The organism is Neptuniibacter sp. PT8_73 (assembly GCF_047778045.1).
Taxonomy (GTDB): domain Bacteria; phylum Pseudomonadota; class Gammaproteobacteria; order Pseudomonadales; family Balneatricaceae; genus Neptuniibacter.
The window spans coordinates 3,538,631-3,550,675 of sequence record NZ_CP180545.1 but is presented as its reverse complement, the minus strand read 5'-3'; the positions used below and the strand labels follow the sequence as shown (position 1 = coordinate 3,550,675).

13 protein-coding genes are annotated in these 12,045 nt (G+C 44.7%); 10 read left to right on the top strand and 3 right to left on the bottom strand.

Annotated features, from left to right (window positions below):
- Positions 1-239 precede the first annotated feature (239 nt).
- The 7 genes from ACMXYN_RS16195 (at position 240) to ACMXYN_RS16165 (ending at position 7,627) form a co-directional block, all read left to right on the top strand.
- Complete coding sequence (locus ACMXYN_RS16195; RefSeq protein ID WP_415892721.1) at positions 240-1,211, top strand: GTP-binding protein; 972 nt, start codon at positions 240-242, stop codon at positions 1,209-1,211.
- A complete protein-coding gene (locus tag ACMXYN_RS16190; protein ID WP_415892720.1) occupies positions 1,208-1,561 on the top strand; it encodes a hypothetical protein in 354 nt (117 codons plus the stop codon). The genes ACMXYN_RS16195 and ACMXYN_RS16190 overlap by 4 nt, the downstream gene beginning before the upstream one ends.
- Positions 1,562-1,786: 225 nt before the next feature.
- On the top strand, positions 1,787-2,743 hold the full coding sequence (locus ACMXYN_RS16185; protein ID WP_415892719.1) for a GTP-binding protein: 957 nt from the start codon (positions 1,787-1,789) through the stop codon (positions 2,741-2,743).
- Positions 2,727-3,062 (top strand): hypothetical protein, encoded by a 336-nt coding sequence (locus ACMXYN_RS16180; RefSeq protein WP_415892718.1) that lies wholly within the window; start codon positions 2,727-2,729, stop codon positions 3,060-3,062. Before ACMXYN_RS16185 ends, ACMXYN_RS16180 begins: the two co-directional genes overlap by 17 nt.
- 163 nt (positions 3,063-3,225) lie before the next feature.
- Positions 3,226-5,799: an ATP-dependent chaperone ClpB gene (gene clpB, locus ACMXYN_RS16175; RefSeq protein WP_415892717.1), complete on the top strand. Its 2,574-nt coding sequence runs from the start codon at positions 3,226-3,228 to the stop codon at positions 5,797-5,799.
- Between the two features lie 138 nt (positions 5,800-5,937).
- Positions 5,938-6,693: a hypothetical protein gene (locus ACMXYN_RS16170; protein WP_415892716.1), complete on the top strand. Its 756-nt coding sequence runs from the start codon at positions 5,938-5,940 to the stop codon at positions 6,691-6,693.
- A gap of 154 nt (positions 6,694-6,847) precedes the next feature.
- Positions 6,848-7,627 carry a response regulator gene (locus tag ACMXYN_RS16165; protein WP_415892715.1) on the top strand — a complete coding sequence of 260 codons (780 nt, stop codon included), beginning with the start codon at positions 6,848-6,850 and terminating at the stop codon, positions 7,625-7,627.
- 63 nt (positions 7,628-7,690) lie between these two features.
- On the opposite strand, the gene ACMXYN_RS16160 is transcribed toward ACMXYN_RS16165, so the two are convergent.
- Positions 7,691-7,957, bottom strand: a complete 267-nt coding sequence (locus ACMXYN_RS16160) for a hypothetical protein (RefSeq protein ID WP_415882664.1) — start codon at positions 7,955-7,957, stop codon at positions 7,691-7,693.
- A gap of 462 nt (positions 7,958-8,419) precedes the next feature.
- Between ACMXYN_RS16160 and ACMXYN_RS16155 the strand changes: the two genes are divergently transcribed.
- The 3 genes from ACMXYN_RS16155 to ACMXYN_RS16145 all read left to right on the top strand — a co-directional run bounded on the left by ACMXYN_RS16155 (position 8,420) and on the right by ACMXYN_RS16145 (position 11,325).
- The gene (locus ACMXYN_RS16155) at positions 8,420-10,141 is read left to right on the top strand and encodes an acetolactate synthase 3 large subunit (protein ID WP_415892714.1); all 1,722 of its coding nucleotides are present in this window, start codon (positions 8,420-8,422) and stop codon (positions 10,139-10,141) included.
- Positions 10,142-10,143: 2 nt separating this feature from the next.
- On the top strand, positions 10,144-10,638 hold the full coding sequence (ilvN, locus tag ACMXYN_RS16150) for an acetolactate synthase small subunit (protein ID WP_415886062.1): 495 nt from the start codon (positions 10,144-10,146) through the stop codon (positions 10,636-10,638).
- 72 nt (positions 10,639-10,710) lie between these two features.
- Complete coding sequence (locus ACMXYN_RS16145; RefSeq protein WP_415892713.1) at positions 10,711-11,325, top strand: flavin reductase family protein; 615 nt, start codon at positions 10,711-10,713, stop codon at positions 11,323-11,325.
- Between the two features lie 31 nt (positions 11,326-11,356).
- Here the strand turns inward: ACMXYN_RS16145 and ACMXYN_RS16140 are convergent, their stop codons facing one another.
- Both ACMXYN_RS16140 and ACMXYN_RS16135 read right to left on the bottom strand, forming a co-directional pair.
- Positions 11,357-11,629 carry a hypothetical protein gene (locus ACMXYN_RS16140; RefSeq protein WP_415892712.1) on the bottom strand — a complete coding sequence of 91 codons (273 nt, stop codon included), beginning with the start codon at positions 11,627-11,629 and terminating at the stop codon, positions 11,357-11,359.
- A gap of 85 nt (positions 11,630-11,714) precedes the next feature.
- Positions 11,715-11,999, bottom strand: a complete 285-nt coding sequence (locus tag ACMXYN_RS16135) for a peptidylprolyl isomerase (protein ID WP_415886057.1) — start codon at positions 11,997-11,999, stop codon at positions 11,715-11,717.
- Positions 12,000-12,045: the final 46 nt, after the last annotated feature.

Sequence of the window (12,045 nt, the reverse complement as noted above, 5' to 3'; positions counted from 1 at the left end):
ATGTGGATGGGAAGTGATTCTTGGCTGATAGAGTGGATAAGGTTCAAAATTAAAGGGTGAGTTATCCAACGGGAATGGTTGAAACTTTCGTGGTTTCGGCTAAAAATTAGTAGGTTACGTGTCTATCCAATTAAGCCCTGAAGTTATCGTCGTTATGGCTAATGTGATGGTGCTTATAGAATTGCCCGAGTGACAGGGTTTATTGCTCAAATAGCTTTGCAGAGCACTGAGGGATTTAGATGTCTGATTATAAAGTTTTATTCACCGGTTCTGTCTGTTCAGGGAAAACGACAGCAATCCGCTCGTTGAGTGATATTGAAACTGTCGACACGGATGCGAATGTCAGTGATTCAGCTATCCGCAGGAAGCAAAAAACCACCATAGCCATGGATTATGGAATACTGGAATTAAACAGCACTTCTAAATTGCATTTATACGGAACGCCCGGGCAAGAACGTTTCAAGTTTATGTGGCAGCTTATGATGAGTGATTTAGTGCATGATGCAGAAGCGCTGATCCTCATGGTGGATAATACCCGTAATGACCCTTTCAAAGACATTCGCTTCTATGTCGAAGAGTTTCGAGACTTTATCATTCGTCGTCGCCTGATCATTGCGGTTACTCACTCAGATATCGAGCCTGATCCTGATTATGATTACTATATGAGCGAATTAAAGGGGATGGGCTTATTTACCACCGTCGTGTTTATTGATGCTCGTGATCCCACTTCGGTATTAAAGGTTGTGAAAGAGCTGGTGGGTAGTCTTGAGAAAGGAATTGATTGGAAGGGCATGAGTCAGCGCCTAGAGGTCAATAGTACAATGCCTGACTCTGATGATGACTTGGCTGAAGAAAAAAGGCCAGAAGAGCATGCAATTGACAATGTGTCCCTTATGGATGCCGCAATGAATACCCGTGGTATTACGGGTGCAATGCATTTGGGCGCCGACCGTAAAGTGTTGAGTGCCAGTGTCAGAAATCAGCAAAATAAAGAGCTGTTACGTTCTATGGTGAATCTGGTGGCTGCTTTAGAAAATAAAGCAGCCTTTATGGGGCGCATAGATGATTTGGTCTTATGTGGGCCTAATCAAGAAACCTTGTCTGTGTTTGTCGAAAAAGAGCAGGCATTAGGTTTGTGTTCCGATCGAGGCTTAAGCTTGAACGTCGTTAAACAGCAAGCCTCTGACCTGTTGCAGTGGAGCCATACATGATTGAACTACTGACGCAGGTCGATAAACCTGGGGTAATTGAATGCAGTATGGTGTTGAGTGGAAAAGAGATTCTCGCATCCAGTTTCCCTGCTGAGTATAAAAATCATGCGACTATAGGAAAGCAGGCTTTTATTTATGTGTTTTCTAATGTCGCGAAGATGCGAACCAAGCATAATGAATCTCATCTTGAGATAGGTGATCGTCGCATTAGCGGCTACCAATTAAAGCCAGGATTAATTTTAGTTTGTCTATCGGCAAAAGATTCTAATATTGCGCTGGTGAGAAAACATATTCGTGAAGTACATACCGCTTTTCTTCGAGAGCAAGTAGCGAAGAAACTAGATTCCTAAAGTTCTTCCCTATCATTTCGCCAAAAAATATCTGAGTTGATCTTGATTAATCACTAACCTAATGTCGACTTTATAATAATTGTTATTTTGCGTTGCACAATGGATGCTTGAGTTGCAATCTGCTCAGACTGAGCTAGTTGTATATGTAGAGGAAATTTTTAGCTTCGGTTCAGGTGGCGAGTTGTAAACTGCAGTTGCCTTCTGATCTAGACAAGGAAAGCGTGCATGCAAAACTACAAGATCCTTTTTACAGGGTCGGTGTGTTCAGGAAAATCTACAGCTATTCGATCTTTAAGTGATATTGAAACACTGGATACCGATGCGCGTGCCAGTGATGTTACGGTTCGCCGTAAGAAAAATACCACAATAGCTATGGATTACGGTGTACTGGATCTGCACGATCAAGCGCGTGTACACCTCTACGGCACTCCAGGCCAAGAACGCTTCCGCTTTATGTGGGAAATGTTGGCTTGTGAATTTGCCCACGATGCCATTGGCATGGTTTTGCTGGTGGATAACACTCGAAAAGACCCTTTCCGCGATATCCGTTTTTACGCAAAAGAGTTCCGTGAATATATTCAAAAGCGTCGCTTAATTATTGCGGTGACTCACTCCGATGTAGAGCCAAACCCTTCCATTCAAGAGTACCAGACGTGTGTTAGGGAAATGGGATTGATGGCAACAGTGATGTTTCTTGATGCCCGTGATCCCCGTGCTGTTTTAGGAGTTGTTGAAGAGTTAATCTCAGCGGTAGAGCTTAATGTTCACTGGGATGAGCTTTGTGATCGGCTGCTGGGTAATAATGGCTTCTCTTTAGACTTCTATAAGCCTGTTTATGAAGAAACCCTACTTGACGCTGCAATGAATAAACGTGGTGTGTTAGGAGCTATGCACCTCGATGAAAATCAAGAGATTCTCTGCTCGAATATAGATAGCAAGTCTCGAAAAGCCTTGCTGAAAAGCGTCAATAAGCTTTCTAAAGCTCTAGCTGAAAAAGCTGCTTTTATGGGTGAAGTCAGTAACGTTGTTATCGCTGGCCCTAAAGTCCAAACCCTCTCTATGTTTACCGATCAGGAACAGGCCCTTTGTCTTTGTTCTGATAATGAAATATCTCTACCGGTACTACGCCAGCAGGCGAGTGATCTGCTGCAATGGAGTAAAGAAAATGACTATCTGGCGTGAAATGCAGGAGCAAGAATTGATCTTGCAGGGCTGTCTGTTGTCGTCAGGTGCCGTAAAAGTTTCTACTTTCCCTACTGACTATAAAAAGCACTTAGCGGTGGCGAAGCAGGCATTACTCTATATTTTTAAGAGCGCAGCGCAAAATGATGATGGCTATGATGAAGCGCATATGGAGGTGGGTGACCATCACTACAGTGGCTATCAGCTAGATGAAGATACGATTTTGATCTGCTTTTGTGACTCTGATGCCCGACAGCATTATTTAAGAGAATATATAGACGAAAATAAGCAGCGATTTTTAGATCTACTCCCATCATGATGATTGTCTATTCTATATAAGTTCTGTCTAATTTTTGACCGCCTAACCCTTGAAGCGGTTCTTCTTTGTCCCCATACCTCTGTTATATCGATAACTTAGTATCCAAAAACAGCACCTGTTGTGTTGTCAGATACAGGTTCTTTAAAAGCTATGTGGAGGTTGTATGCGTCCGGATAAATTTACATCCAAACTTCAAGAAGCGTTGGCTGATGCTCAATCATTGGCTGTTGGGTTAGATAATAACTACATAGAACCTATTCACCTTTTAAGTGCATTGATTGATCAGCAAGGAACAGTACCGTTGTTAGAGCAAGCAGGTGCTAATGTTCATGCACTGAAAAATCAAGTTGATCAAACTGTTAGGCAATTACCTAAAGTTCAAAATCCTGATGGTGAATTGCGTTTCTCGCAAGATGTTGCACGGGTTTTCAACAAAGCTGACAAACTTGCCCAGCAGAAAGGTGATCAATATATCGCAAGTGAATTGATTCTATTGGTTTTAGCTGAAGATAAATCCAGCGCGGGCAAATGTTTAAAAGATGCGGGCGTTATCCCGCAAAAGCTAGATCGGGTCATTAATCAAATACGAGGAGGGGAGTCAGTGCAGGACCCCAATGCAGAAGATAATCGTCAGGCTTTGGGTAAGTACTGTATTGATCTTACTGAGCGCGCTGAAGCAGGCAAACTAGACCCTGTTATTGGTCGTGATGACGAAATTCGCCGTACCATTCAGGTTTTACAACGTCGTACCAAAAATAACCCAGTACTTATTGGTGAGCCTGGTGTAGGTAAAACGGCTATCGTTGAAGGCTTAGCTCAACGAATCGTAAATGGCGAAGTGCCGGAAGGATTAAAGCGTAAGCAAGTTTTATCTCTAGATATGGGTGCGTTAATTGCGGGCGCTAAGTTTCGCGGTGAATTCGAAGAGCGCCTAAAAGCGGTGTTGAACGAACTATCCAAACAGGAAGGGCAGATTATTCTCTTCATCGATGAGCTGCATACTATGGTCGGAGCGGGCAAAGGTGAAGGGGCGATGGATGCGGGTAATATGCTGAAGCCAGCGTTAGCTCGTGGTGAGCTACATTGTGTTGGTGCGACTACCCTTGATGAATATCGCCAATATGTAGAGAAGGATGCTGCCCTTGAGCGCCGTTTCCAGAAAGTAATCGTTGATGAGCCGGATGAGGAATCGACGATTGCGATTCTTCGTGGCTTGAAAGAACGCTACGAAGTACATCACGGTGTTGATATTACCGATTCTGCGATTATTGCTGCAGCTAAGCTATCACAGCGTTACATAACAGATCGTCAGTTACCGGATAAGGCGATTGATCTGATTGATGAAGCGGCATCTCGTATCCGCATGGAGATGGATTCTAAACCGGAAGATATGGATCGCCTTGAGCGTCGTCTTATCCAGCTGAAAATGGAGCGCGAAGCACTGAAGAAAGAGAAAGATAGTGCTGCGCAACAGCGTTTAAAAGAGCTTGAAAGCACCATTGCTAATGTCGAAAAAGAGTTTGCTGACCTAGATGAGGTTTGGAAAGCAGAAAAGCTCGCGCTGCAAGGTTCGCAGAAGATAAAAGAGGCGTTAGATCAAGCACGAATCGAACTTGAAAAACACACTCGTTCTGGCGATCTGCAGAAAATGTCAGAACTTCAATATGGCAAAATTCCAGAGCTAGAAAAACAGTTGGCTGCAGCTTCAGAAGCGGAAGAACAAGGGCAGCAAGAAGCCAAGCTTCTACGTAACAAAGTCTCTGAAGAGGAGGTTGCAGAAGTCGTAGCACGCTGGACGGGTATCCCTGTTAGCAAAATGCTGGAAGGTGAACGTGAAAAGCTGCTTCGAATGGAGCAGGCCTTGCATGATCGGGTTGTTGGTCAAGAAGAGTCGGTTATCGCGGTCTCTAATGCAGTACGCCGTTCTCGCGCAGGTCTAGCCGATCCAAACCGTCCAAATGGCTCTTTCCTATTCTTAGGTCCAACAGGTGTAGGTAAGACTGAGTTGTGTAAAGCACTCGCTAGCTTCCTGTTTGATACAGAGGAGGCGATGGTGCGTATCGATATGTCGGAATTTATGGAGAAGCACTCAGTCGCACGTTTGATTGGTGCGCCTCCAGGCTATGTAGGCTACGAAGAGGGGGGGTATCTCACCGAAGCGGTGCGCCGTAAACCTTACTCTGTATTGCTGCTAGATGAGGTAGAGAAAGCCCATCCTGATGTCTTCAACATATTACTTCAGGTGTTGGAAGATGGGCGTTTGACCGATGGCCAAGGCCGAACAGTGGATTTCCGCAACACCATTGTGGTGATGACATCGAACTTGGGCTCTGATTTGATTCAAAACTTTAGTGATGATGACGATTACCAGTTGATGCAGAACGCTGTAATGGAGGCGGTAGGCACCCATTTCCGTCCAGAGGTAATCAACCGTATTGATGAAGTCGTAGTGTTCCATAGTCTGAAAAAGAATCAGGTTGCGGGTATCGCCAAGATCCAACTACAGCGCTTACAGAGTCGTTTAGCTGAGCGTGACCTGAGCTTGACGTTAACTTCAACAGCTATGGATAAGCTGGTGGATGTAGGGTTTGAGCCTATCTATGGTGCTCGACCGTTGAAACGAGCGATCCAGCAGTGGATTGAGAACCCATTAGCGCAGGAGATACTCTCTGGTCGTTATGCTCCAGGTACAGAAATTGCTGTTGATGTTGAACAAGGTGAGTTTGTATTCCGCTAAGTTTGTTTGAGGCAGCTAAAGCCAGTGCCCCTAGGTCACTGGCTTTTTTATTGGTGCTGATAAGTAAGGCAATCACTTTGAAATTCAGTAAGTTATTGGGCTATTCTTGGTGGCTCAAAAAATGAAGTGGGTGCTGTTTTGCGTAAATTTTTGTTGTTCCTTTTCACTGCAATTTTGGTCGGGTGCTCCTCTGAACCGGTTCCCCAGCCAATTGAGCAGTCTCAGGTGGAAGAGAGCAAGCAGATTAAAAAAACAGCAGTACTGAGCCCGCCGAAGCCTTTGGATGCTGAGCCTGAAATTTATCCACTGACCCTGAATATTACGAATCGTGGTACCTTTCGCTCGGTGAGTGATTACCTCAATCCATTACTCAGCACATTGTCGGCTGAGTCGGTTTACCGTCTCCATAATGCCCCTGATCTGCGTGATAATTATCGCTTTCAATATCGCATTCGTTCTACCGATCGATCGAAAACTGCTTTTGCTCTCAAGCAATCTGGCGCGCAAAACTGGGGTTATGTTACGACCAGTGTTGGTCGTAATAGTGTGGCCAATGCTTTTATGGTTGAGCAGGAGCAAGATCGCTTTTATGTGCTGGTGCTTAAACGTTTAAAAATTTGTCTAGTTCAGAAAGCGAGTGGTGCGCCGCGCTGGCAAAAAGGTAAGTGGGTTTTTCCGCGTCGTGCTGGAATGTTTGAATGTACGGGTTCGTCGCAACGAGGTGTTTTTCAAAGTGAATCTGGTTTTCCTCAGTTGCTAGGCCCCTATTACGGTGAAACCGATACCGTGCTTGTTTTCAATACGCCTGAGGAACTGAAAAAAATGACCTGGGCGCTAAAAAGGCAGTTCCCACAGTTAGTTATACCGGTAATTAGTGCAGGGCGTATTCAGTGAGACCTAACGTTTGATTAGGGCTACTGGAGCAATTATTCATTTAAATTCTCGGATTGATCATCTATTCTGGATAATAGGTCTAACAAAAAATTCAGTTGTTTGACCGGAACTAAAATTAGTTTTGGCGAGTGTTGTTAAGTACTAGAGGGCTAGAATGAGTCAAATCAAGGTGCTGATTGTTGATGATGCGCGTTTTATTCGTGATCATGTTTCGCGCATTGTGAAAGAGCATTTTCCTGATTATGAAATCGATGCAGCGGAAGACGGTGATGACGGCCGTTCGAAAATGGAAGCGACCAATTACGATCTAATTTTGTGTGATTGGGAGATGCCAGGTATGTCTGGTTTAGACCTTCTAAACTGGGCAAGGCAACAGCCTCACTACGGTGATATCCCTTTTATCATGGTAACCAGCCGCGGCGAACGTGATTACGTTCTCAAAGCGATCCAGGCGGGTGTTAATGATTATATGGGGAAACCTTTCGAAGACTTACAGCTTGTTGAAAAGGTTAAGAAATATATCGGTAAGCGTATCGAATCTAGTGCTGCATCACGCCGTAAAGCGGCGCAAATGTTGGCTACCGGTAAAAGCGCTGCAGCGCCCAAAGCGGCGAAAAAGCCAAAAGGCTTGGCTCAGTTACGAATCTCTTCAGGCGTACTTCGTTGTGCTATCAAGGATATCACTCTTCAACAAGTTAAGATCATGGTGAAGCGTGAAGAGGGTATTCCTAACCTGCTTGAGCAAGTGGTAGTGGATATCGAGCAAGTTAAAGGCGGCAAAGTTGCGCAGATGAATGGTTATGTCAGTTCTCTTGCGGCGAACGAAAAAAGTATTGAAACGACGTTTATCGGTGTCGATGTTCAGTTTATGGATAATGATCCTGAGAAACTGGAAGTGCTCACGGGTTATATCTCTAGTCTCGGGAAAAAATAACCTATTGTTATTTAAAATAAAAAAGGCTGCTTAATGCAGCCTTTTTTATTACAGGAGTATCGCTTAATACAGAGCTTGCTCGTCCTTAATTACATCGATCAAAACTTCCAAAAACAGTCGATCTGCTTCGCTATGCTCTAGCGGAATCTTGATATTAGTCGTCGCAGAAAGCTTGTCAGCAATTACTTGAGCGGCGTTTTCATCATTCAAGTGCTCACGTGCAATCTCTAATGCTTTTTCGCTGATATCCGGTTCTACTAATACTTTACGGATAAAAGACATCAATTCGTTGATTACACGCTCTTTGTTTTTAATCTCAGCGATACTCATAGGGATCTCCTGTAAACGTACATTCAGAGCCGATGAAGGGTAGTGTAGGGCTCTGTTCTGAGTTCTGTATAGCAAAACTATAACCTGATACTGAAATTGAGCATAGTATTTGACGCGAATCGCCCGCTATTCCGCAGGTGCAGCATGAATTTAGTTGAAAAAATAAGCACCTATGTGAGATAATTTTCGCCTCGAATTTTGAGGCCTTGAGTGCGTAGGACAACCCGAAGCTCAGGGAGACAGCTTTCTGAGGGCCGTTTCTCAAAGGTCTGTCGGTTGGGCGATCCCCAACGCCGGCACACACCCGAACGTGAACCTACAGCTCTACCCCTGGAATGGTTCAGAGTGAGATCGCTAGAGATTCAAAAATATTGTCTGGTACAGGCACGTTCAACGTTACAGAAACAAAAACTGTTAATTTCGTCAGTAACGAGACACTGACGTCGTTAGAGGGTGAGAAAAGTGGAATTACTTTCAGGCGCAGAGATGACAATTCGCGCGCTTCGTGATCAAGGCGTTAAATACATCTACGGTTATCCAGGTGGTGCATTGCTGCACATCTACGATGCAATTTTCACGCAGGACGAAGTCGAACATATTCTGGTCCGTCACGAACAGGCTGCTACACACATGGCTGATGCTTACGCACGAGCTACCGGTAAAGCGGGTGTGGCGCTAGTTACGTCTGGTCCAGGCGCAACCAATGCAGTAACGGGTATTGCTACTGCATACACAGATTCTATTCCAATGGTGGTTATTACGGGTCAGGTTATGTCACACCTGATCGGTGAAGATGCTTTCCAGGAAACCGACATGATCGGTATTTCTCGTCCGGTAGTTAAGCACAGCTTCAGCGTGCAGCGTCCGGAAGAGATCCCTGAAATTATTAAGAAAGCATTCCACATCGCTGAAAGTGGTCGTCCAGGTCCGGTTGTAGTCGATATTCCTAAAGATATGACTACGCCTACAGAGCGTTACGAATATGAATATCCTAAGAGCGTAAAAATGCGTTCTTATAATCCGATCGCTAAAGGTCACACAGGTCAGATCAAAAAAGCAGTAGATATGCTTTTGGCTGCAAAACGCCCAGTTATCTATACAGGTGGCGGTGTAATCTTAGGTGATGCGAGCGCTGAGCTGATTGAACTAGCTCAGGAACTTGGTTACCCAGTAACGAATACGCTGATGGGCTTGGGTGGTTACCCAGGAACTGATAAGCAGTTTATCGGTATGTTGGGTATGCACGGTAGCTATGAAGCAAACATGGCGATGCACCACAGCGATATGATTTTGGCTGTAGGCGCACGTTTTGACGACCGTGTAACTAATGGTACAGATAAGTTCTGTCCAACAGCTAAGATTGTTCATATTGATATTGATCCTGCTTCGATCTCTAAAACGATCAAAGCCGATGTACCAATTGTAGGTCCTGCTCAGGCTGTTCTAAAAGAGATGCTAGAACAGGTACGTGCGGCTAAGAAAGCGCCTTGCGCTGATAGCCTGCAAGCTTGGTGGGAGCAGATCGACGAATGGCGTGCGCGTCACGGTGGTCGTTTCCGTACCGATGACTCTGAGATGATGAAACCTCAGCAAGTTATAGAGATGCTTAGCAAAGTAACTAATGGCGATGCTTACGTTTGTTCTGATGTAGGTCAACACCAGATGTTTGCTGCGCAGTACTACAAGTTTAACAAGCCAAATCGTTGGATTAACTCTGGTGGTCTAGGCACCATGGGCTTCGGTCTTCCTGCTGCGATGGGCGTTAAGCTGAACTTCCCTGATGAAGAAGTAGTATGTGTAACAGGTGAAGGTAGTATCCAGATGAATATCCAGGAGCTATCGACAATTAATCAGTACGATATTCCGTTGAAGGTTATTTGTTTGAATAACCAATCTTTGGGTATGGTTCGTCAGTGGCAAGATATGAACTATGAATCTCGTCACTCTCAGTCATACATGAAGTCTCTTCCAGACTTCATCAAGCTGGTTGAGTCTTATGGCCACGTTGGTATCAAGGTTGAGCGCTATGAAGATCTGGAAGGTGCAATGCGCGAAGCATTCGCAATGAAAGATCGTATGGTATTCATGGATATCGCAGTTGATCCGTTTGAGCACGTATACCCAATGCAGGTACCACGTGGCTCTATGCGTGACATGTGGCTGAGCAAAACGGAGAGAACATAATCATGCGTCATATCATTTCTGTATTGATGGAAAACGAGCCAGGCGCTCTGTCTCGTGTTGTTGGTTTGTTCTCTCAGCGTAACTTTAACATTGAGTCTTTGACTGTTGCGCCAACTGAAGATGAGACATTGTCTCGTCTAACAGTGACTACGCTAGGTGATGACCGTGTTGTTGAGCAGATCACTAAACAGCTAAACAAGCTTATTGATGTTGTTAAGGTTGTTGACCTAACTGAAGGTGAGCACCTTGAGCGCGAGCTGATGATGATTAAGATGAAGGCGAACAATGGTACTGTTCGTGCTGAAATCAAACGTACTGCGGACATCTTTCGCGGCACTATCATCGATGTGACACCAAACACGTATACCGTGCAGTTGGTGGGTGCAAGCAGTAAGCTGGATGCCTTCATTGAGGCACTAGGTACTTCTAACATTATGGAAGTTGTACGTTCGGGTGTTTCTGGTATCGCACGTGGCGAGAAAGTTCTAACTTTGTAATTGCTTAAGTTAGTCTGATTACTAAAGCCGCTTCTGGTAACAGAAAGCGGCTTTTTTATTGCAGGTAAGGATATGCTTTTAGAATTAGAGAATATGGAAAAGTCAGATGTCTATCATGCGCTGACGCAAGTTGTGGTACCTCGCCCAGTGGCTTGGGTGCTCTCTTCTAATCAACAAGGTGCACTCAATCTAGCGCCGTTTTCGTATTTTTCAGCGGTGTGCAGTGATCCACCATTGATCATGTTATCTATAGGTTCAAAGCCTGATGGTTCACCAAAAGATACTTACGCTAATATTGCGGATACTGAAAAGTTCGTGATTCATATTGCAGGTTCAGATCTTGCGACTAAGGTGACCCATAGTTCCGTGACGCTGCCTAGGGGAGAATCGGAAATCGAGCTATGCGATTTGGAAACAGCAGATGTTGCAGGGTTTGATCTACCGAGAATTGTAGGTCCCAAAATCGCTATGTCTTGTTCTCTGTATCAGCAACAGGAGATTGGTAATGCTCCGCAGCGACTTATCTTTGGCCGTATAGAGAAAATATGGTTGGATGATGCGGTTGTAGAAGTAGATCAGCAGGGCCGACCTAAAATTGATGCCGCGTTAGTTGGTCCACTGGCACGTCTGGGAGGTTCCGATTATCAAACTTTCGGCGACGTGGTGACTGTGCTTAGACCAGCGTAAAAACAGAAATTTGAAGTTTTATTTCAGAACATCAGGCTGCAAAAGATTGTTTGAGATCAGCAATCTTTTGCACCGAGATATCCACATCTACACGTAAAATACGATCCGATGCTCGGCGTTGATAGATGGAAGATTGTTCACGTCTACGACGATCTAAGCCTTTAAACTGAGTTGAACGGTGTTGTTCAATCCACTCTTCGGCATGCGTCAGAGTTGGTAGGTAAGGGCTAAGTTTGCCAGTGCCTTTTTCATACCAGTAATAAACAAATTGGTAATCACGAAAGTCTTTAATCAGTTTAGGCATGGCGCTTACGGTTAGTAGTAGATAAAAACTTAATCATACTGACCGAACCTTAACAAAGTCTTACGCGTTAGAAATTACCCCTAACTTATTTGCGGTAGATGGTTTCGATAAGGTGCCAGCCAAATTTGGTCTTAATCGGACCATGTACTTCATGTAGTGGCTTTTTGAACACGACATCATCAAACGGTTTCACCATATCGCCGCGGCGAAATTCGCCCAGATCACCACCTTGGCGTTTGCCCGATGGGCAGAGGGAGTATTTTTTGGCGAGCTTACCAAAGTCATTGCCTAACTTTAGGCGCATTTTCAGCCTTTCCGCTTGGTCGCGGGTTTTAACCAATATGTGTCGGGCGCAAGCGCGGTTAGCCATGTTCTGCTCTCCTAAAAGTTATAGGCTAATTTTATCGCAAAAAGGC